This is a genomic window from Pseudomonas sp. AC247 (assembly GCF_979258015.1).
Map to the genome: position 1 here is coordinate 4,610,809 of NZ_OZ409829.1, position 21,246 is coordinate 4,632,054.

General features: G+C 58.3%; 20 protein-coding genes. 10 read left to right on the forward strand and 10 right to left on the reverse strand.

Annotated elements, in window-relative coordinates; translation table 11 throughout:
- Nucleotides 1–141: 141 nt before the first annotated feature.
- Together ACZZ0B_RS21030 and ACZZ0B_RS21035 are read left to right on the forward strand one after the other, a co-directional pair.
- Complete coding sequence (locus tag ACZZ0B_RS21030) at nucleotides 142–453, forward strand: type II toxin-antitoxin system MqsR family toxin (RefSeq protein WP_463546153.1); 312 nt, start codon at nucleotides 142–144, stop codon at nucleotides 451–453.
- Nucleotides 450–938 carry a type II toxin-antitoxin system MqsA family antitoxin gene (locus ACZZ0B_RS21035; protein WP_212549659.1) on the forward strand — a complete coding sequence of 163 codons (489 nt, stop codon included), beginning with the start codon at nucleotides 450–452 and terminating at the stop codon, nucleotides 936–938. The genes ACZZ0B_RS21030 and ACZZ0B_RS21035 overlap by 4 nt, the downstream gene beginning before the upstream one ends.
- A gap of 51 nt (nucleotides 939–989) precedes the next feature.
- Here the strand turns inward: ACZZ0B_RS21035 and ACZZ0B_RS21040 are convergent, their stop codons facing one another.
- From ACZZ0B_RS21040 to ACZZ0B_RS21055, 4 genes are all read right to left on the reverse strand, one after another.
- Nucleotides 990–1,754 carry an amino acid ABC transporter ATP-binding protein gene (locus ACZZ0B_RS21040; protein ID WP_008080191.1) on the reverse strand — a complete coding sequence of 255 codons (765 nt, stop codon included), beginning with the start codon at nucleotides 1,752–1,754 and terminating at the stop codon, nucleotides 990–992.
- A 13-nt stretch (nucleotides 1,755–1,767) separates the two neighbouring features.
- Nucleotides 1,768–2,865, reverse strand: coding sequence for an amino acid ABC transporter permease (locus ACZZ0B_RS21045; RefSeq protein WP_008080192.1), 1,098 nt, complete (start codon nucleotides 2,863–2,865; stop codon nucleotides 1,768–1,770).
- Nucleotides 2,866–2,875: 10 nt separating this feature from the next.
- Nucleotides 2,876–4,057, reverse strand: coding sequence for an amino acid ABC transporter permease (locus ACZZ0B_RS21050; RefSeq protein ID WP_440093355.1), 1,182 nt, complete (start codon nucleotides 4,055–4,057; stop codon nucleotides 2,876–2,878).
- A gap of 65 nt (nucleotides 4,058–4,122) precedes the next feature.
- The gene (locus ACZZ0B_RS21055; RefSeq protein WP_007914328.1) at nucleotides 4,123–5,154 is read right to left on the reverse strand and encodes an amino acid ABC transporter substrate-binding protein; all 1,032 of its coding nucleotides are present in this window, start codon (nucleotides 5,152–5,154) and stop codon (nucleotides 4,123–4,125) included.
- A gap of 467 nt (nucleotides 5,155–5,621) precedes the next feature.
- Between ACZZ0B_RS21055 and ACZZ0B_RS21060 the strand changes: the two genes are divergently transcribed.
- The 5 genes from ACZZ0B_RS21060 to ACZZ0B_RS21080 all read left to right on the forward strand — a co-directional run bounded on the left by ACZZ0B_RS21060 (nucleotide 5,622) and on the right by ACZZ0B_RS21080 (nucleotide 10,941).
- The gene (locus ACZZ0B_RS21060; protein WP_008080194.1) at nucleotides 5,622–6,278 is read left to right on the forward strand and encodes an alpha/beta hydrolase; all 657 of its coding nucleotides are present in this window, start codon (nucleotides 5,622–5,624) and stop codon (nucleotides 6,276–6,278) included.
- A gap of 96 nt (nucleotides 6,279–6,374) precedes the next feature.
- The gene (rhlB, locus tag ACZZ0B_RS21065; RefSeq protein ID WP_008080196.1) at nucleotides 6,375–7,853 is read left to right on the forward strand and encodes an ATP-dependent RNA helicase RhlB; all 1,479 of its coding nucleotides are present in this window, start codon (nucleotides 6,375–6,377) and stop codon (nucleotides 7,851–7,853) included.
- 136 nt (nucleotides 7,854–7,989) lie between these two features.
- The gene (locus ACZZ0B_RS21070) at nucleotides 7,990–8,934 is read left to right on the forward strand and encodes an ornithine cyclodeaminase family protein (RefSeq protein ID WP_463546154.1); all 945 of its coding nucleotides are present in this window, start codon (nucleotides 7,990–7,992) and stop codon (nucleotides 8,932–8,934) included.
- 159 nt (nucleotides 8,935–9,093) lie between these two features.
- Nucleotides 9,094–10,221, forward strand: coding sequence for an NAD(P)/FAD-dependent oxidoreductase (locus ACZZ0B_RS21075; RefSeq protein WP_440093351.1), 1,128 nt, complete (start codon nucleotides 9,094–9,096; stop codon nucleotides 10,219–10,221).
- 93 nt (nucleotides 10,222–10,314) lie between these two features.
- Nucleotides 10,315–10,941, forward strand: a complete 627-nt coding sequence (locus tag ACZZ0B_RS21080) for a helix-turn-helix transcriptional regulator (RefSeq protein ID WP_064393297.1) — start codon at nucleotides 10,315–10,317, stop codon at nucleotides 10,939–10,941.
- A 124-nt stretch (nucleotides 10,942–11,065) separates the two neighbouring features.
- Here the strand turns inward: ACZZ0B_RS21080 and ACZZ0B_RS21085 are convergent, their stop codons facing one another.
- From ACZZ0B_RS21085 to ACZZ0B_RS21110, 6 genes are all read right to left on the reverse strand, one after another.
- Nucleotides 11,066–11,842, reverse strand: a complete 777-nt coding sequence (locus ACZZ0B_RS21085; protein WP_463546155.1) for an ABC transporter substrate-binding protein — start codon at nucleotides 11,840–11,842, stop codon at nucleotides 11,066–11,068.
- 270 nt (nucleotides 11,843–12,112) lie between these two features.
- The gene (gene moaE, locus ACZZ0B_RS21090) at nucleotides 12,113–12,562 is read right to left on the reverse strand and encodes a molybdopterin synthase catalytic subunit MoaE (RefSeq protein WP_463546156.1); all 450 of its coding nucleotides are present in this window, start codon (nucleotides 12,560–12,562) and stop codon (nucleotides 12,113–12,115) included.
- A 3-nt stretch (nucleotides 12,563–12,565) separates the two neighbouring features.
- Nucleotides 12,566–12,808: a molybdopterin converting factor subunit 1 gene (gene moaD / locus ACZZ0B_RS21095; RefSeq protein WP_134174740.1), complete on the reverse strand. Its 243-nt coding sequence runs from the start codon at nucleotides 12,806–12,808 to the stop codon at nucleotides 12,566–12,568.
- Nucleotides 12,805–13,278, reverse strand: coding sequence for a cyclic pyranopterin monophosphate synthase MoaC (gene moaC, locus ACZZ0B_RS21100; protein ID WP_158830085.1), 474 nt, complete (start codon nucleotides 13,276–13,278; stop codon nucleotides 12,805–12,807). The genes moaD and moaC overlap by 4 nt, the downstream gene beginning before the upstream one ends.
- Before the next feature lie 230 nt (nucleotides 13,279–13,508).
- Nucleotides 13,509–14,903 (reverse strand): PhoH family protein, encoded by a 1,395-nt coding sequence (locus ACZZ0B_RS21105; protein ID WP_008080207.1) that lies wholly within the window; start codon nucleotides 14,901–14,903, stop codon nucleotides 13,509–13,511.
- Nucleotides 14,904–15,240: 337 nt separating this feature from the next.
- Nucleotides 15,241–16,365 carry a polysaccharide deacetylase family protein gene (locus ACZZ0B_RS21110; protein WP_463546157.1) on the reverse strand — a complete coding sequence of 375 codons (1,125 nt, stop codon included), beginning with the start codon at nucleotides 16,363–16,365 and terminating at the stop codon, nucleotides 15,241–15,243.
- Between the two features lie 249 nt (nucleotides 16,366–16,614).
- Between ACZZ0B_RS21110 and yaaA the strand changes: the two genes are divergently transcribed.
- The 3 genes from yaaA (at nucleotide 16,615) to alg8 (ending at nucleotide 21,230) form a co-directional block, all read left to right on the forward strand.
- Nucleotides 16,615–17,394: a peroxide stress protein YaaA gene (gene yaaA / locus ACZZ0B_RS21115; RefSeq protein ID WP_034154566.1), complete on the forward strand. Its 780-nt coding sequence runs from the start codon at nucleotides 16,615–16,617 to the stop codon at nucleotides 17,392–17,394.
- Between the two features lie 808 nt (nucleotides 17,395–18,202).
- Complete coding sequence (locus tag ACZZ0B_RS21120; protein ID WP_008087506.1) at nucleotides 18,203–19,519, forward strand: nucleotide sugar dehydrogenase; 1,317 nt, start codon at nucleotides 18,203–18,205, stop codon at nucleotides 19,517–19,519.
- Between the two features lie 229 nt (nucleotides 19,520–19,748).
- Nucleotides 19,749–21,230, forward strand: a complete 1,482-nt coding sequence (gene alg8 / locus ACZZ0B_RS21125; RefSeq protein ID WP_371924513.1) for a mannuronan synthase — start codon at nucleotides 19,749–19,751, stop codon at nucleotides 21,228–21,230.
- The last annotated feature ends 16 nt before the right edge of the window (nucleotides 21,231–21,246 follow it).

Here is a 21,246-nt window from a genome sequence, read left to right on the forward strand (position 1 = left end):
AGGATGAATTTTCTGACATGTTAGTCAGACCCGTGTAGGACGGCAACCACCTAGGGTCAATCGGAGACACATGAAGCGGTATTTTCGATTGGTGAAAATTACCCTTTAAGGGTAATTTCAGGGACAGGGTTTTGGTTTCTTATGGAAAAGAACACGCCCCATTATGAGCTGGCGGTGATCAAGGCTGAGGTCAGGCGGTTAGGTCAAAAAGCTTTCACCAAAACTTCGGTCAAATCAGCTGAGAAGATCGGCTTCAACCTCAGCGAAATGCTAGAGATCGTCTTCGAGCTGCAAACCAGGATGCTGTACAAATCGATGACTACTTATGACGATCATCGAATCTGGCAAGACGTGTATCACATCAATTCACGAGATCAGGAGATTTACATCAAGGTGACCTACCGCCCCGGCGGCAGCCCACCGGTAATCTCTTTCAAGGAGAAAAACCCATGAAAACCCAGCAATGTGTCAGCTGCGGTGCACGTGAGGGAATGAGACATTTTCAGGGTCGCGGAGAAACCCTGAGTGTCAAAGGCATGGAGCGCCGAGTAGACGATCTGTCCGGTTGGGAGTGCCAGAAGTGCGGTGAAGTGGAATGGGATTTCGACAGCGATAGTGCACAGCGGTACTGCGACGCCGGTGACGAGCTGGTTCTCGCTGCCAGACAAATGATCGGCGCCGAGATGAAACGCATTCGACGCAAATTGCACCTGACGCAAAAAGAGACGGTGCAATTGCTCTCTGGTGGCGGGCATAACGCGTTCTCTCGTTACGAGCGCGGTGAGTTACTTCCACCCAAAGCATTGGTGCTGCTGATGCGTTTGCTGGATCGACATCCCTACATGCTCGTCGATATCCAGACCTTGGCTGAAGGCGCAGACCTGCGCGGTTTCAAGCACACCGTTCACAAAGAACACGAAACCCTCACCGTCTCCTGACCCCAAAAAACAAACCCGGCACAAGGCCGGGTTTGATCTACACACAAACCATCAATGCAAAATCTGACTCAAGAACAACTTCGTCCGCTCATTCTGCGGATTATCGAAGAAGTCATTCGGCGCAGCTTGCTCAACGATTTCGCCCTTGTCCATGAAGATCACGCGGTTCGCCACGGTCCGGGCGAAGCCCATTTCGTGAGTCACGCAGAGCATGGTCATGCCGTCTTCAGCCAGGCCGATCATAGTGTCGAGCACCTCTTTCACCATCTCCGGATCGAGCGCTGAAGTCGGTTCATCGAACAGCATGATTTTCGGTTTCATGCACAGGGCGCGGGCAATCGCCACACGCTGCTGCTGACCGCCGGACAATTGCCCCGGGAATTTGTGCGCCTGCTCCGGAATGCGTACGCGCTCCAGGTAATGCATGGCGATTTCCTCGGCCTTGCGCTTGGGCATCTTGCGTACCCACATCGGCGCCAAGGTACAGTTCTGCAAAATGGTCAGGTGCGGGAACAGGTTGAAGTGCTGGAACACCATGCCGACTTCGCGGCGGATCGCTTCGATCTGCTTGAGGTCGTTGGTCAGTTCCACGCCGTCGACGACGATGCGGCCCTGCTGGTGTTCTTCCAGACGATTGAGGCAACGAATCGTCGTCGATTTACCGGAACCCGACGGGCCGCACAGGACGATACGCTCGCCTTGTTTGACGTTGAGGTTGATGTCTTTCAGCACGTGGAACTGGCCGTACCACTTGTTGACGCCCTGCATCTGAATAATGCCTTCAGGGCCCACTGGCTTTTTGATTGCTTCGCTCATTTACAGAGAACTCCTAACGCTTGTGGCCAGTGTCGAGCTTGCGTTCCAGATGCATGGAATAGCGCGACATACCAAAACAGAAAATCCAGAACACCAGGGCGGCGAACACGTAGCCTTCGGTGGCCATGCCCAGCCATTTCGGATCGGCAGCGGCTTGCTTGACGCTGTTGAGCAGGTCAAACAGGCCGATGATGATCACCAGACTGGTGTCCTTGAACAGCGCAATGAAGGTGTTGACGATGCCGGGGATCACCAGCTTCAGGGCTTGCGGCAGAATCACCAGGCCCATCGAACGCCAGTAACCGAGGCCCATCGCTGCAGCCGCTTCATACTGACCTTTGGGAATCGCTTGCAGACCGCCGCGCACCACTTCAGCGACATAGGCCGACTGGAACAGGATCACGCCGATCAGCGCCCGCAGCAGCTTGTCGAAGTTCATGCCTTCAGGCAGGAACAGCGGCAGCATCACCGAGGACATGAACAGCACGGTGATCAACGGCACGCCGCGCCAGAATTCGATGAAGGTCACGCAGACCACCCGAATCGCCGGCATGTTCGAGCGTCGACCCAGCGCCAGCACAATCCCCAGCGGCAAGGCGCCAGCGATACCGACAGTGGCGATCACCAGGGTCAGCATCAGGCCGCCCCATTGGCTGGTCGCCACCTGTGGCAGGCCGAACACGCCGCCGTGCAGAAGGCACCAGGCAACAATCGGGTAGATCACCAGGAAGCTCAGCCCGTACACCGCTTTACGCGGGAAACGCGAGATGAACAGTGGCGCCACGCCGATCACCGCCAGCCACACGGTCAGGTCGACGCGCCAGCGCCATTCAGCCGGGTAATAGCCGTACATGAACTGGCCGAAACGCTGCTGAATGAACACCCAGCAGGCGCCGTCCTTGGTGCAGTCGGCGCGGGTGGTGCCGACCCAGTTGGCATCAATGATTGCCCAACTGAGAATCGGTGGCACGACGAGGTAGATCAGGTAGAACGCAAACAGCGTCAGCAGGGTGTTGAGCCAGCTGGAGAACATGTTCGCGCGCATCCATGCGACCACGCCGATGCTGCTGTTCGGTGGGGGCATGTCGGGTTTGAAAGTATGAGTACTCATGCGCTTTTCCTTACCGCTCGATCAGCGCAATGCGCTTGTTGTACCAGTTCATCAGCAGGGAAATGCTGATACTGATCGCCAGGTACACGCTCATGGTGATGGCAATCACCTCGATCGCCTGACCGGTCTGGTTGAGCACGGTGCCGGCGAACAGCGAAACCATTTCCGGATAACCGATACCGGCCGCCAGCGAAGAGTTTTTCGCCAGGTTGAGGTATTGGCTGGTCAGCGGCGGAATGATCACGCGCAGGGCTTGCGGGATGATCACCTTACGCAGGGTCGGGCCGTTGCGCAGGCCGAGCGAACGCGCCGCTTCGGTCTGGCCATGGCTGACCGACTTGATCCCCGAACGCACGATCTCAGCGATGAACGCTGCGGTGTACACGGTCAGGGCCAGGGTCAACGCGAGCAGTTCCGGGATCAGCACCCAGCCACCGACGAAGTTGAAACCTTTGAGCTCGGGCATTTCCCAGTGCAGCGGTGCGCCGAAGATCAGTGCGCACAAGGTCGGGATCACCAGCAGAATCGCCAGCCCTACCCAGAACTTGTGGAACGGCACGCCGGTCGCTTCGAAGCGCTTGTTGGCCCAGCGGCACATCAGCACGATGCCGATGATCGCCACCACGATGCTGACCACGAACGCCCAGAAACCGTCGGCAGCCAGGGCGGCCGGCATGTTCAGGCCCCGGCTGCTGACGAAGAAGGTGTCGCCGAAGTTATGGCTGTTGCGCGGCCCCGGCATGGTCAGGAATACCGCGAAGTACCAGAACAGGATTTGCAGCAGCGGCGGAATGTTGCGGAAAACTTCCACATACACCGTCGCCAGTTTGCTGATGATCCAGTTCTGCGACAGCCGCGCCACACCGATGATGAAGCCGAGAATCGTCGCCAGAATCACGCCGATCACTGTCACCAACAAGGTGTTGAGCAAACCGATAACGAAGACGCGGGCATAACTGTCCGCTTCGGTGTAATCGATCAGGTGTTGAGCGATGCCGAACCCGGCACTGCGCTCCAGAAAGTCGAAACCGGAGGTAATGCCCCGGTGCTGCAGGTTGGTTTGCGTGTTGTCGAACAGAAACCAGCCCAGCGAGACCACCGCCACAATGGTGATGATCTGGAATAACCACGCACGCACTCGTGGATCGCTGAGGCTAAGCCTCTGCTTTGGTGCGCCGATTGAATTTTGCATGAAGTGCCCCGCAAGAAATGGAACAGAACATCACCCGGCGGTTGGCCCGCCGGGCGATAGAACCATTAGCGCACTGGTGGTGCGTACTGAATGCCGCCGTTGTTCCACAGGGCGTTCAAGCCACGGTCGATTTCCAGAGGAGTGCTCTTGCCGAGGTTTTTCTCGAAGATTTCGCCGTAGTTGCCGACTTGTTTGACGATCTGCACAACCCAGTCTTTCGGCAGTTTCAGGTCTTTGCCGTATTCGCCGTCAGCGCCGAGCATACGGGCGACGTCCGGGTTCTTGGTCGACTTGGCTTCGGCTTCGACGTTTTTCGACGTGATGCCGGCTTCTTCGGTGTTGAGCAGCGCGTAGCCAACCCAACGCACGATCGCCAGCCACTCGTCGTCGCCATTACGTACGACCGGGCCCAGTGGTTCTTTGGAAATGGTTTCCGGCAGTACCACGTAGTCTTTTGGCGAGGCCAGCTTGCTACGCTGGGCGAACAACTGGGACTTGTCCGAGGTCAGCACGTCGCAACGACCGGATTCCAGCGACTTGGCGCTTTCATCGGAGGTGTCGAAAGTGATCGGGGTGTATTTCAGACCGTTGCCACGGAAGTAGTCGGAAACGTTCAGCTCGGTAGTAGTACCGGCCTGGATGCAGATGGTTGCACCGTCCAGCTCTTTGGCACTTTTCACGCCGAGCTTGTTGTTCACCAGGAAGCCGATGCCGTCGTAGTAGGTAATGAAGCCCGGGAATTTCAGGCCCATGCCGGCGTCACGCGAACTGGTCATGGTGGTGTTGCGCGACAGGATGTCGATCTCGCCCGATTGCAGCGCGGTGAAGCGCTCCTTGGCGTTCAACTGGCTGAACTTGACCTTGGTCGCGTCGCCGAATACGGCAGCGGCCACAGCACGGCAAACGTCAGCGTCGATCCCGAGGATCTTGCCGGTCGCGTCCGGTACCGAGAAGCCCGGCAGACCGTCGCTGACGCCACACTGCACGAAACCTTTCTTCTGCACTGCATCCAGGGTTGCACCCGCCTGAGCGAACCCGCTGACACCGAGTACTGTTGCTGCAGTCACGATGGCCAGGGTGGATTTCAACATCTTCATTCAAACCTCCAGTTTTGCTCTTGTTGTGTCGGAGCTTGAGTCCAGTCGCACCCTTTTGAGGCGTTGTTGACCCGTGTTGGCTTTTTTTGGGGTCAACCGACGTAAGACTTTCGCTATGAGTCTAGTAGGAGACAATCCACATCATGGACAACTCACTTCTCACCAATCGGCCGAACGGGCGGTAGCCCTTTCACGTTCGCTAAGCCCGTTGCGGCCATTGGCGAACATCCATCACCGGATTCTTTGCATCCCGTCCCGAGGGGTACACTGATAGTGTTACCGCCAGGCGCGGGATCGGTTGCACGCTGGAAGCCATAGCAAAGCCCGTACCACACCGATCGCTGAAGCGTTTGAGCGACAGGTCAATAGCAAAACTTGTAACCTTGCGACATCTTCTTAACGGATCAACCGGACGCGCACTCGAATCACGCACTTAATGAGAGCGCCCGCACATATTTGGAGCAGCCATGACCGAGCCCTTGATTCTTCAGCCTGTTAAGCCCGCAGACGCCTGCGTGATCTGGCTGCACGGCCTCGGCGCCGACCGCTATGACTTCCTGCCGGTCGCCGAAGCGCTGCAGGAAAGTCTGCTGAGCACCCGTTTTGTGCTGCCGCAGGCGCCGACACGCCCAGTGACAATTAACGGCGGCTACGCCATGCCGAGCTGGTACGACATCAAGGCCATGAGCCCGGCCCGCGCCATCGACCGCGATGAGCTGGAAGCGTCCGCCGATCGCATCATCGAATTGATCGAAGAGCAGCGCGCCAGCGGAATAGACGCCTCGCGAATTTTCCTCGCCGGTTTTTCCCAGGGCGGCGCAGTGGTCTTGCACAGCGCTTTTCTGAAATGGCAGGGGCCGTTGGGGGGTGTTTTGGCGTTGTCGACTTATGCGCCGACATTTAGTGATGAACTGGAATTGTCCGCCAGTCAGCAACGAATTCCGGTGCTTTGTCTGCACGGGCAGTTCGATAACGTGGTGCAGAACTCGATGGGCCGCAGCGCTTACGAGTATTTAAAGCACCATGGTGTCACCGTGACATGGCAGGAATACCCAATGGAGCACGAAGTGTTACCCGAGGAAATTCGCGATATCGGCGTCTGGTTGAGCGAGCGTCTGCGCTGATTTTCCGGTCAATTCCTGCCCTTTGATCATCCCACTACGCCGCGCCCGATTCTTGCATTACACTGGCCGGCGTACATTCCTTAACCAATTGATGAGATGACCGTGCTCGAAGCACTCAAGAAAATGTTCGGTAAAAGCGAGGCTGAGCAGCTCGCGCCAGTTCCCAGTGCGCCGTCGCACGCCCCCGGTCATCGCACCGATGCCCCACAGGCCGACCGCCCCGCTCCCATAGCGGCACCGAAGCCAGACCCGCAACCTGCACCGGCCGCGCCCATCGCCGCCGAACCCGCCAGCAGCGAAGCGCCGAAACCGGCCAAGCCACGCCGCGAACCGAAGCCCAAGGCGCCGGTCATTCCGTGGAAACTCGAAGATTTCGTTGTCGAACCACAGGAAGGCAAAACCCGCTTCCACGATTTCAAGCTGTCTCCAGAGCTGATGCACGCCATCCAGGATCTGGGCTTTCCTTATTGCACGCCGATTCAGGCCCAGGTGCTGGGTTTCACCCTCGCCGGCAAAGACGCCATTGGCCGCGCGCAGACCGGTACCGGCAAAACCGCCGCGTTCCTGATCTCGATCATTACCCAGCTGCTGCAGACGCCGCCGCCGAAAGAGCGCTACATGGGCGAACCCCGTGCGCTGATCATCGCGCCAACCCGTGAGCTGGTGGTGCAGATCGCCAAAGATGCTGCCGACCTGACCAAGTACACCGGCCTCAACGTCATGACGTTTGTCGGTGGCATGGACTTCGACAAGCAACTCAAGCACCTCGAAGCGCGCCACTGCGACATTCTCGTCGCCACTCCGGGCCGTCTGCTCGACTTCAACCAGCGCGGCGATGTGCACCTGGACATGGTCGAAGTGATGGTGCTGGACGAAGCCGACCGCATGCTCGACATGGGCTTCATCCCGCAGGTACGCCAGATCATTCGCCAGACCCCGCCGAAGTCCGAGCGTCAGACCTTGCTGTTCTCCGCGACCTTCACCGAAGACGTGATGAACCTCGCCAAGCAATGGACGACCGATCCGTCGATCGTCGAAATCGAAGTCACCAACGTCGCCAGCGAAAACGTCGAGCAACACATCTACGCCGTGGCCGGTGCCGACAAGTACAAACTGCTCTACAACCTGGTCAACGATAATGGCTGGGAGCGGGTGATGGTCTTCGCCAACCGCAAGGACGAAGTTCGCCGCATCGAAGAGCGCCTGGTGCGCGACGGTGTGAACGCTGCGCAGTTGTCGGGCGATGTGCCGCAACACAAACGCATCAAGACCCTGGAAGGTTTCCGCGAAGGCAAGATTCGCGTACTGGTCGCCACCGATGTCGCCGGTCGCGGCATCCACATCGACGGCATCAGCCACGTGATCAACTTCACCCTGCCGGAAGTGCCGGACGACTACGTGCACCGCATCGGCCGTACCGGTCGCGCGGGCGCTGATGGCGTGTCGATCAGCTTCGCCGGAGAAGACGACTCTTATCAGTTGCCGTCCATCGAAGAGAAGCTCGGTCGCAAGATCAGTTGTGAAACGCCACCGACGCATCTGTTGCGTGCGGTCGAGCGCAAGCGTCCGCAGTAAGCGACGTTTAATAGAAAAGCGCAGCCGGCAACGGACTGCGCTTTTTTTTCGCCCGGGATTTGATCGGACGCTTGCGAGAGAATACTAAAAGTCCATAATAGACTAATAAGTTTATATTCAGATTCCGGAGCCCTACATGTCCAGTACGCCCTACGTGATCGACCAGCATCAGGCCCGCGAGTTGTTGGCGCGTCTCGATGTGCCGCAGATCCTGCGCAAGCTGTTTCGCGACCTTGCTGCGGGTAGCGCCGTGCAACCGGCGCAGCAACTGGTGGAATTCCCGCAGGGTGCTGGTGACTTCATCAACTATCTGGGTGTACTGGCTGAAGACGGTGTGTACGGCATGAAGACTTCGCCCTACATCGTTCGCGAGCAAGGCCCATTGGTGACGGCGTGGACGCTGTTGATGTCGATGAAAACCGGTCAACCGCTGCTGCTCTGCGATGCCGGTGAATTGACCACCGCACGCACCGCCGCGACCACTGCCGTGGCAGTTGACGCCCTCGCGCCGCTGAATGCCACGCGACTGGCGATCATCGGCAGCGGCAAGGTTGCGCAGGCGCATCTGCATTACGTGAAGTCGTTGCGCGACTGGCAGAGCATCAGCCTGTATTCGCCAAGCCTGTCCGCCGACGCGCAGACCCAGGCCCTGTTGAAAGCCATCACGCCCAATCTGAAGATCGCCGACAGCCGGGAAGCCGCCCTCGCCGAGGCTGACGTGATCATGCTCTGCACCTCGTCAGCCGGGCCGGTGATTGATCCGGCTGAGCTGAGCAAACCGGCGCTGATTACCTCGATCAGCACCAACGCCCCGCGCGCCCACGAAGTACCGCCGCAGCGCCTCAACGAGATGCAAGTGTTCTGCGACTATCGTCTGACCACGCCGGGTTCGGCGGGTGAAATGCTGATTGCCGCAGAACAGCATGGCTGGAGCAAGGATTTGATCGTCGGTGACCTCGCCGACCTGCTCAGCGAGAAAGTGCAGCGCCCGGATTACGATCGTCACGTGTTTTTCCGCTCAATCGGCCTGGGCCTGGAAGACATCGCCCTCGCCAATGCGGTTTACCACCTCAACAACTGACCACTGTAGGAGCTGCCGAAGGCTGCGATCTTTTGATCTGTTTTTTTAAGATCAAGATCAAAAGATCGCAGCCTTCGGCAGCTCCTACAGGGAATGTATTTCAATTGGGAGCTGCCGCAGGCGGATTCCCGGAGAACCTTGATAGCGTTGGAGTTTTTCATGAGCCAGGCAGATTTCATCATCATCGGCGGCGGGATTGCCGGCGCTTCCACCGGTTTCTGGCTGTCGCCGCACGGCAAAGTCATCGTGCTCGAACGTGAATCGCACCCGGCCTATCACTCCACCGGGCGTTCTGCTGCGCTGTTTACCGCCGCCTACGGCACACCGCAAGTGCGCGCACTGACCCAGGCCAGCCGTGAGTTTTTCGATCATCCACCGGCCGGTTTCTGCGAACATCCGCTGCTGACCCCACGCGGCGAAATGACCGTCGACTTCACCGGTGACCCCGCCGAACTCAACAACCAATACCTCAGCGCCAAAGCCACAGTCCCTGAGATGCAGTTGCTCACTGCCGACGAAGCCTGCGCGCGCCTGCCGATCCTGCGCCGGGAAAAAGTCCACGGCGCGATCTACGATCCGAGCGCCAGCGACATCGACACCGACGCCCTGCATCAGGGCTACCTGCGCGGCATCCGACGCAACAACGGCGAAGTCCATACCGATTGCGAAGTGCTTGGCCTGAGCCGCGACGCCGACGGCCTCTGGCACGTACAAACAAACGGCAAGACCTTCAGCGCGCCAGTCATTATCAACGCCGCCGGCGCCTGGGCCGACAAGATCGGCGCACTGGCCGGCGCCAAATCGCTGGGCCTGCAACCGAAACGCCGTGCCGCGTTCATCTTCGCCGGCCCCGAAGGCGTCGACATTCATCACTGGCCGATGCTGGTCAGTCTCGACGAGTCCTTCTATATGAAGCCCGACGCCGGCATGTTCCTCGGTTCGCCGGCCAACGCCGATCCGGTCGAGCCTCACGATGTGCAACCGGAAGAACTCGACATCGCCATGGGCATTTACCAGATCGAAGAAGCCACCACGCTGACCATCCGCCGTCCGACCCGCACGTGGGCCGGGCTGCGCAGTTTCGTTGCCGACGGTGATTTGCTCAGCGGTTTCGATCAGAAGGTGCCCGGACTGTTCTGGGTCGCGGCGCAGGGCGGCTACGGCATTCAGACATCGCCGGCGATGGGCCAGGCCAGCGCTGCACTGGTGCGCGGCGAGCCTTTGCCCGAGCACTTGCGCAACTTCGGCCTGAGCAGCGCCATGCTCTCCCCTGCCCGCCTCGCCTGATCGTCCCCCCGGATGACGCGCCCAACGGATTGCGGCACACTCCCAGCGCCCCCTGATCACGGGGGCGCTGACGCTGCCTGGAGCTCCACTGTCATGACCGCCCCCGAATTCGATCCAGCGCTGGATAACTTCCGCGCCATCGCCGACGCCATCGCCACGCTGTTTTTTCCCCACGCCGAAGTGGTGCTGCACGACCTGCGCACGCAGAAGGTCGACTACATCGCCAACAACCTGTCGAAACGCGAGATCGGCGACGACTCGTCACTGGAAGACATGCTCAGCGAGGATGTCAGCGACAGGAACATTGGCCCGTACGAAAAGCTCAATTGGGACGGTCAGAAGATTCGCAGCCTGAGCAGCGTCCTGCGCGACAGCGAAGGTCTGCCGCTGGCGGTGCTGTGCATCAATCTGAATATTTCGCTGTTCGAGAATGCCAAGGCGGCGCTGGACCTGTTCCTCTCGCCGAGCAAGCTGATCCCGCAACCGGATTCACTGTTTCGCGATGACTGGCAGGAACGCATCAACACCTTTCTCCACGCCTGGCTGCGCGAGCGGCAGTTGAGCTTGAATGTGCTGACCCGCGATCACAAACGTGAACTGGTGCTGGCACTGCACGCCGAGGGCGCGTTCAAGGGCAAGAGTGCCTCGAACTATGTGGCCAATGTGCTGAACATGGGGCGGGCGACGGTGTACAAACACCTGAAGGAAATGAAGGGCTAGAGATTTGCGGTGATTGAACCGGCCCCATCGCTGGCAAGCCAGCTCCCACAGTTTTTTTGTTGCACACAACATCTGTGTACGACTCAATCACTGTGGGAGCTGGCTTGCCAGCGATGACGGACTATCAGTCGCCGTAAATGTCGGACTTGAAATACTTCTCAGAAATCTTCTGGTACTCGCCACTCGCACGAATACCATCAATCGCGCCATTCAACTGGCTGACCAATTCAGTATTGCCCTTGCGCACCGCAATCCCCGCGCCCTCGCCGACGTACTTCGGATCCTTCAACTCAGGCCCGACAAACGCATAGCCCTTGCCACGCGGCATCGACAAAAAGTCATTCAGCGGAATGGTGTCGGCAAAGATCGCATCGAGCCGCCCCGCCGCCAGGTCCATGTAGATCTCTTCGTTGTTGCTGTAGCGCTTGACGTTGATGCCCTTCGGCTCGAACACCTCGGTGGCGTAACGATCGGTGGTGGTCGCGCGCTGCACGCCGACGTTCTTGCCCTTGAGGCTGGCGTACTGATCATCAACGCTGGCGCCTTCCTTCATCACCAGGCGCGACGAAGTGAAGTAGTACTTGTGGGTGAAATCCACCGACTTCTTGCGGTCTTCGTTGATGGTCATCGACGACAGCGCCATGTCGATCTTCTTCACTTTCAACGAAGGAATCAGACCGTCGAACTCACCTTCCACCCACACGCACTTGACCTTCATCTGCGCGCACAGGGCGTTGCCAATGTCGTAGTCGAAACCGACGATTTCGCCTTTGTCGGTTTTTGAGGCGAACGGTGGGTAAGCGGCTTCGATGCCGATGCGCAGGGTTTGCTCGGCGGCGAACGCGCTGGCGCAGGACAACAGGCTGAGGGCCAGACCGGTGATGAGGGGGAGTTTCTTCATGTTCGTTCTCTCGCGGAAGTTGTTGTTGGTTTGGCAAGATGAAGAAGAGCAGCTGCGAGCGGGGGAGCTTCGAGCGGCAAGATTGAAGCTTTTTTGTACTTGGAAATCCATATTGGACTCATATGTACAATGCGTCAATCGGGCTAAGATGAAGGATTTGGTGATGCAGATGACGTCATCGCGAGCAGGCTCACTCCTACAGGGGAACGCATTCCAACTGTAGGAGTGAGCCTGCTCGCGATGGCGGATTTGAAGGCGCTACAGGACTTACTACTTCCAGCGATCCGCCGCGGCATGATCACTGTCGCGCCCCTCAACCCAACGCGGCCCGTCGCTGGTGTTTTCTTTCTTCCAGAACGGTGCACGGGTTTTCAGGTAGTCCATGACGAAGGCGCAGGCATCGAATGCGGCTTGGCGATGGGCGCTGGCGGCGCCGACGAACACGATCGGCTCGCCCGGCTCCAGTGCGCCGATGCGGTGCAGCACTTCCAGCCTCAACAGCGGCCAGCGCTGCTCGGCTTCGATGGCGATTTTACCGAGGGCTTTTTCGGTCATGCCCGGATAGTGTTCGAGGAACATTCCCGCGACATCCAGCCCATCGTTGAAGTCGCGCACGTAGCCGACAAAACTCACCACCGCGCCGACGCCGACATTGGCCGCGTGCATCGCGTTGACTTCAGCGCCCGGATCGAACGGCGTGGCCTGCACACGAATCGCCATGGCTCAGCCTCCGGTCACGGTGGGGAAAAACGCCACTTCGTCGCCATCGACCACCGGCTCGTCGAGCTGACAGAGGTCTTCGTTACGTGCGCACATCAGGTTCTGTTCGCTCAATACTTCAGCGCCATCCCGTTGCGCCAGCAATGCACGCACGTCATCGACGGTGGCGAAATCACCTTCAACCTTCAGCGAATCCACGCCCAGCGCTTCACGGTAACGGGCAAAAAACTTCACGGTCAGGTTCATGGCTGCTCCGCTTGAAAGTGCCCGCTCTTGCCACCGACCTTCTCCAGCAGACGCACGCTTTCGATGGTCATGCCGCGATCGACGGCTTTGCACATGTCGTAGATGGTCAGGGCGGCGACGCTGGCGGCGGTCAGCGCTTCCATCTCGACGCCGGTCTGCCCGGAGAGTTTGCAGCGGGCGACGATGCGCACGGTGTCTTCGCCTTCGGCACTGAGTTCGACTTTGACGCCGGTGAGCATCAGCGGGTGGCACAGGGGAATCAGATCACTGGTTTTCTTCGCCGCTTGAATGCCGGCGATGCGCGCCACGGCGAACACGTCGCCCTTGGGATGGCCGCCGCTGACGATCATCTGCAACGTTTCGGGGAGCATGCGCACCAGCGCTTGGGCCGTCGCTTCACGGAACGTCACGGCTTTTTCGGTGACGTCGACCATGTTGGCGCGACCTTGGGAATCGAGATGAGTCAGCACGGGATTACTCCTGATCAGGAGCGGGGATTGTAAACCTGCGGGTCAAATTTCCGCACCCACGAATATCACTCACCTTATGTAGGAGCTGCCGAAGGCTGCGATCTTTTGATCTGGCTTTTATAGAGCAAGATCAAAAGATCGCAGCCTTCGGCAGCTCCTACATTTGGTTTTGTGTTCAGGCATAAAAAACCGGGCGGCTTTGGGGCCGCCCGGTTTTGTTGGCGATGCGGTTACAAATGGGTTTCGGCGTATTCAGCCAGGATCGAGCGAGGCACCCCTTGCAGGGTGATGTGCACACCGTTGGGGAAATCCTTGAAGCGTTCGGTCAGGTAGGTCAGCCCGGAGCTGGTCGCGGACAGGTAAGGGGTGTCGATCTGTGCGAGGTTGCCCAGGCACACCACTTTCGAACCGGCGCCGGCACGGGTGATGATGGTTTTCATCTGGTGCGGCGTGAGGTTCTGGCATTCGTCGATCAGAATCAGGCTTTGCTGGAAGCTGCGGCCGCGAATGTAGTTGAGTGATTTGAACTGCAACGGCACTTTGCTGAGGATGTAGTCGACGCTGCCATGGGTGTTTTCGTCATCCATGTGCAAGGCTTCGAGGTTGTCGGTGATGGCGCCCAGCCACGGCTCCATTTTTTCCGCTTCGGTGCCGGGCAGGAAACCGATCTCCTGATCCAGACCCTGCACGCTGCGGGTGGCAATGATGCGGCGATAACGTTTGCTGACCATGGTCTGCTCGATCGCAGCGGCCAGCGCCAGAATGGTTTTACCGGAACCTGCCGCACCCGACAGGTTGACCAGATGAATGTCCGGATCGAGCAGCGCGTACAGCGCCAGACTTTGATAAATGTCGCGCGGTTTCAGCCCCCACGCTTCCTGATGCAGCAACGGTTCCTGATGCAGGTCGAGAATCAGCAAACGGTCTTCTTCAATCTCCTTGATCCAGCCGACGAAGCCCTGTTCATCAATGATGAACTCGTTGATGTGCACCGCCGGCAAGTTGTCGATCAGTTGCACCTGGTGCCAGGTGCGGCCGTGATCCTGGCGGGTTTCGACCTTGCTCACGCGGTCCCAGAAGGAGCCGGTCATGTTGTGGTAGCCGTTGGGCAGCAGCGACACGTCGTCGACAAGTTGGTCGGTGCTGTAGTCCTCGGAGGCGATACCGCAGGCGCGCGCCTTCAGGCGCATGTTGATGTCTTTGGTAACCAGCACCACCGGTTTTTTCGGCTCGCGGGTGTGCAGGTCGATCAGTTGGTTGATGATTTTGTTGTCGTTCAGGTGCTCGGGCAGAATCAGGTTCGATTCGGCCTGCTTGCTCATCAGAATTGACAGCAAGCCCTTCGGCCCACCCTTGCCGCGCTGGATCGGCACACCCAGTTCGACATCTTCCGGGGACGCATCGCCCAGGGTCTTGTCGATCAGCCGGATGGCCTGACGGCATTCAGCGGCCACGCTGTGATGCCCGCTCTTGAGCTTGTCCAGCTCTTCAAGCACGGTCATCGGGATCGCGACGTGGTGTTCTTCAAAATTCAGCAGGGCGTTTGGATCGTGAATCAATACGTTGGTATCGAGTACATAAAGGATTGGCTGGTTGGAGGAAGGGCTACGTCCGTGATCATCCATACTCGGTCACCTTTGTCAGAGCCAGTAGACGCAATACCTGGGCGGTGCTGCGCCTCGAAGTGACTGCCGAAATCTCACCTGCGGAGATTCAAGTGACTGCAAACAAACGGGTCTTGGAAGACGCCACCTGTGTTGCAGGTTTCGGCGGTCTGTCTTCGTAATACTCCAAAACCGATGACATAAAAAAGTACTTTGACGGTTTTTTTAAGTTTATTTTGCAAAGTGACGAAAAGCCCTTGGCGGACTCCGTCGACACCGTTAGAGTCGGAAGTCCGCCTGCATCGAATCCTCTGAAAAATTCGCCCCAAGCCCAATGTTTCCGGGCTTCTGCCGTTTCTCAGCGAAACGCGTCCTGACAGTCCTCCCAACCGATACCGCTTTGCGCCGTTTGCGTCAGCAGCCACGGCATCGAGGTCTTCACCGCGTCCTGCTTGACGTTGAAATTGATCACCCCGTGGCGCCACAACAACATCAAGGTCAGCACCCGTTGCGCGCTCGCTGCGCCCTTGAGCTTGCCGGCGCCGTCCTGGGCATCGATGTCCCACAGCGCCACTTGCAGGCCCTGGCTGTTGAAGAAGTCTTGCGCGTCACTGCGGCGCTGGCCATCCGGCGGACGGAACAGCGGCACGTAGTTTTCCGGCAACTTGTTCCTGACCAGATCAGCGCTACGCCGCACCGAATCCTGCCAGTCCTGCCAGTGGCTGTGGGACCGGAACTCCCAACCCTGCACGCCGACGCACATTTGCGAGAATGCTGCTTGCAGGCTGCTCACCGAACGCTCGGCCAACCGCGCCTGAATATCCTTGCCCAAGCCGAAAAACGTAGCGCTCAGGTTCGACTTGCGCAGGTACTCGGCCAGCCAGCCGGTATTATCCGGTTGCGCATTGGCGGCGCTGTCGAACGTCAGCAGAAACAGCCGATCGTGCATCTCGTCACCATTACGTTCGTAGTCGCCGAAATGATCGAATTCATTGCTGGTCTGCGGCGACAGTGCAGCCTTGCGCATCAACTCATCCAGATACTGCAGATGAAAGATCCGGCTAGGTTCGGCCCACTTGGTGTAATAGCTGTCATCGCTGACCACGAACTTGGCGGCCTGCTCACGCAGGGTCGGCAGGTCTTCGACGAGGAAGCAGAACGAGGCATCCTGATCGCAGCTTTGCTGGGCGTAGTTATAGTTAGCCAACAGGCGCTGCCAGAGGCGTTGGCGCAGACTGTTGACCGCATCGATATTGACCGTGCGCAACCCCAGACGCTTCGCCAGGGCGGCCTCGTCCATCGATTCGGTACCGAGCAGGCCACGGGCGAACATGAGGATTTCCGCCCGCGAGGCGACGTCGAACAGGGTCGGGCTGGTCAGTTGCTCCGGCCAGGTGCTGCGATCCAGCGTCGCAATATCGCCTGGCGCCGCGACGGCACCGAAGCTCAACAGCCACGCGGTGAATAAAAGAACAATGCGCAAAGGGATGTCTCCATAACAAAACCCGCGCGGCACTATAGCTGATAAGACACGACGCTGATCCCTGTAGGAGTGAGCCTGCTCGCGATAGCGGTCTGACATTCAACAGGGTGGTGACTGATCTATTGCTATCGCGAGCAGGCTCACTCCTACAGGGAATGCGCCAAGCCGTCGATCACCTATCACGCTCATAGCTGGAGTCAACTCGGACAACCCCCTAGAATCGCCCCCACGATTAAAGGAGACGACTTCATGCTGATGGTGATTTCCCCCGCCAAGACCCTCGATTACGAAACACCGCCGGCGACCCAGCGCTTCACCCAGCCGCAATACCTTGACCATTCCCAGGAACTGATCCAGCAATTGCGCGACCTGACCCCGGCGCAGATCAGTGAGCTGATGCACGTGTCCGACAAGATCGGCGGCCTCAACGCCGCGCGTTTCGGCAGCTGGACGCCCGCGTTCACTCCGGAAAACGCCAAGCAAGCGCTGCTCGCCTTCAAGGGCGACGTCTACACCGGCCTCGATGCGCAATCCTTCAGCGAAGCCGATTTCGACTACGCGCAAAAACACCTGCGCATGCTCTCCGGCCTTTATGGCCTGCTGCGCCCGCTCGACCTGATGCAACCGTATCGCCTGGAAATGGGCACCAAACTGGCCAACGCCCGTGGCAAAGACCTGTACGCCTTCTGGGGCACGCGCATCAGCGAATGGCTGAATGAAGCGCTGGCCGATCAGGGCGACGACGTGCTGCTCAACCTGGCGTCCAACGAATACTTCTCGGCCGTCAAACGCACCGCCCTGAACGCGCGGATCATCAATACCGAGTTCAAGGATCAGAAGAACGGCCAGTACAAGATCATCAGTTTCTACGCGAAGAAAGCGCGTGGCCTGATGAGCCGCTTTGTGATTCAGGAAAAGATCAACGATCCGGCCCAGCTCAAGCAGTTCGATGTGCAGGGTTATCGCTACAGCGCCGAACAATCGAAACCCGACAATCTGGTCTTTCTGCGCGACCACGCCCCCGAATAAAGCATGCCTATTGCACGACTCTTTCTATCAAGAGTCGTGCAGCCTGCACGCTGTCAAAAATTCCCCGCCTTGTTTCGCCATTTTTATGGCGCCAAAAAATAATCCCTGCCTTTTCTAATTTTAGTTTCACTCGACACTGATCATTTTTTTCAGTAGTGGCACCTAACTTTTTTCACAGTAGTGGCACAAAACTATCTAGCGCGATTATGCCCCTATCAATAAAGGGCGAAACGGAAAGTGCTATCAAATTGAGACCAGTGCCATCTTTGCCAATATTTCAAAAAATTTCAGATGGCGCGATGAGCGGACTGGAACTATGTCCAAATGCGTAGTTCATACCACCGGTAACGATTCTCGCCGAGTTTGTACGAGATAACTTACGCGGAGCAGATAGCCATGTAACCAAGTTGTCACAGCAACTTGCCTAGATGACTAACTAGTCTCAAAACAAACGAAGGACAGGAGATACGCAGCATTAATATCCCCTGCAAGGCCATGGCCGCGCCCCTATAAACGTGCTCGCCTGAGCACCAGACCGCTTGATCTACGGGCTTCTCGCCTGACATCGAGCGCGCAAGACGAATGCACCAGAGTCTTCCAGAAAGAAGATCCGCTGCATAACAGGGCAAGTCATAACTATAAGGCCTGGTTGCGCACATCTTGAGTGCACTTATTTAGACACTCGGAACTTTGTATGCCTGCACACGGCATTGTGGCGCCTGTAAGCCGCACTTTCGAGTGCACTAGTGAACGCTGAACACCATTAACTCCGGCCTTCTAAGGCCTGATATATACAGAGGTAATTGCGATGCGCATCAGCATATTTGGTTTGGGTTACGTTGGCGCAGTATGTGCCGGTTGCCTGTCTGCACGGGGCCATGACGTGGTTGGCGTCGATGTTGCCAAAGACAAGATCGACATGATCAACGCTGGCAAATCCCCCATTGTTGAACCGGGCCTGGGCGAACTTCTGCAACAGGGTATCCAGACCGGTCGTCTGCGTGGCACGACCAACTTCGCCGAAGCGATTCGTGACACTGACCTGTCGATGATCTGCGTCGGTACGCCGAGCAAAAAGAACGGCGACCTCGAACTGAACTACATCGAAGCGGTGTGCCGCGAGATCGGTTTTGTTCTGCGTGAAAAAACCACCCGCCACACCATCGTTGTACGCAGCACCGTATTGCCGGGCACTGTTGCCAACGTGGTGATCCCGATTCTCGAAGACTGCTCCGGCAAAAAGGCTGGCGTCGACTTCGGCGTTGCGGTCAACCCTGAGTTCCTGCGTGAATCCACCGCCATCGCCGACTACGACCTGCCACCGATGACCGTCATCGGCGAATTCGACAAGGCTTCGGGCGACGTTCTGCAATCGCTGTACGAAGAACTCGACGCACCGATCATCCGCAAGGACATCGCTGTCGCCGAGATGATCAAGTACACCTGCAACGTCTGGCACGCGACCAAAGTGACCTTCGCCAACGAGATCGGCAACATCGCCAAAGCGGTCGGCGTCGATGGCCGTGAAGTGATGGAAGTGGTCTGCCAGGACAAGACCCTCAACCTGTCCCAGTACTACATGCGCCCGGGCTTCGCCTTCGGCGGTTCGTGCCTGCCGAAAGACGTGCGCGCCCTGACCTACCGCGCCGGTTCCCTGGACGTCGAAGCGCCGCTGCTCAACTCGCTGATGCGCAGTAACGAATCGCAAGTGCAGAACGCCTTCGACATCGTTGAAAGCCACGACAAACGCAAAGTCGCCCTGCTCGGCTTGAGCTTCAAGGCCGGCACCGACGACCTGCGCGAAAGCCCGCTGGTCGAGCTGGCCGAGATGCTGATCGGCAAGGGTTACGACCTGAGCATCTACGACAGCAACGTCGAGTACGCCCGTGTTCATGGCGCGAACAAAGACTACATCGAGTCGAAAATCCCGCACGTATCGTCCCTGCTCAACGCGGACTTCGATTCGGTGATCGACAACTCCGACGTGATCATCCTCGGCAACCGTGACGAGAAATTCCGTGCGCTGGCGCAACAAGCGCCGCATGGCAAACAGGTCATCGACCTGGTCGGCTTCATGGCCAAGGCCACCGACGCCGGTACTCGTACCGAAGGTATCTGCTGGTAAGGCAGACGTTGCACGGCGCCGCCCTCGCGACGCCGTGCGACAGAACCCAAATGTAGGAGCTGTCGAGTGAAACGAGGCTGCGATCTTTACCGGCAACATTTGAGTTCCGAGTGAACCGGAAAAGATCAAAAGATCGCAGCCTTCGGCAGCTCCTACATGTCCTTGCAAGTTTTTGTAAGCCTGCCTTAACCCCATCGGGCCCGCCCCGAGATAGAGACGGATGCAGATTATGCACAGGCTAAAACACGGCCTACTTCAGGCCGCCGGTTGGCTGTTTTACCTAAGTTTGTTGATGGGCATGGCCTTGATGCTGCCCACGTCCACATTCGACTCCGAGTCGAAGGACTTCATTTTCCTGATTGGCGCCGTGGGTATCTGGCGCTATTCGATGGGTGCAACGCACTTTGTGCGCGGCATGATTTTCCTCTACATCGTTTACCCGCACCTGCGCCGCAAAGTGCGCAAGCTGGGTAAAGCGGCGGACCCGTCGCATGTGTTCCTGATGGTCACCAGTTTTCGTATCGACGCGCTGACCACCGCGCAGGTCTACAGCTCGGTGATCCGCGAAGCCATCGACTGCGAACTGCCGACCACTGTGGTCTGCTCGATCGTGGAAATGTCCGATGAGCTGCTGGTCAAGGCGCTGTGGGCACGGATGAATCCGCCAGAGCGCGTCAAGCTCGACTTCGTGCGCATTCCCGGCACCGGCAAACGTGATGGCCTGGCCTATGGTTTCCGCGCGATCTCCCGTCACCTGCCTGACGACCGTGCAGTCGTCGCCGTGATCGATGGCGACACCGTGCTCGGCGAAGGCACCGTGCGCAAGACCGTGCCGTGGTTCCAGCTGTTCGGCAACGTCGGCGGCCTGACCACCAACGAATTCTGCGAAGTGCGCGGCGGCTACATCATGAGCGAATGGCACAAGCTGCGTTTCGCCCAGCGCCACATCAACATGTGCTCGATGGCCCTGTCCAAGCGCGTACTGACCATGACCGGGCGTATGTCGGTATTCAAAGCGTCTGTGGTCACCAACCCGGAATTCATCGCCGACGTTGAGAGCGACTCGCTGCAACACTGGCGTCTGGGCCGTTTCAAGTTTTTGACCGGCGACGACAAGTCGAGCTGGTTCAGCCTGATGCGCCTCGGCTACGACACCTTCTACGTGCCTGACGCAGCGATCAACACCGTTGAACACCCGCCGGAAAAGAGCTTCATCAAGGCCAGCCGCAAACTGATGTTCCGCTGGTACGGCAACAACCTGCGCCAGAACTCGCGAGCTTTGGGCCTGGGTGTAAAACGCCTCGGCGCCTTCACCTCGGTGGTGCTGTTCGATCAACGCGTATCGATGTGGACGTCGCTGCTCGGCCTGACCGTGGCGATCATCGCCAGCTTCAAATACGGCACCGCGTTCATCCTCGTTTACCTGCTGTGGATCGGCATCACCCGCCTGATCCTGACCCTGCTGCTGTCGTGCTCCGGTCACCGGATCGGCCCGGCTTACCCAGCGATTCTTTATTACAACCAGATCGTCGGCGCGCTGGTGAAGATCTACGTGTTCTTCCGCCTCGACCAACAATCCTGGACGCGCCAACCCACATCCCTGACCCGTGATCTCGCCAGCTTTCAACGTTGGTTCAACACCTGGTCGTCTCGGACCATGACCTTCTCCGCCGGCAGCATTTTTGTCGCCGTGCTGCTGATGATGGTCTGACCCGCCCCTATTGAAT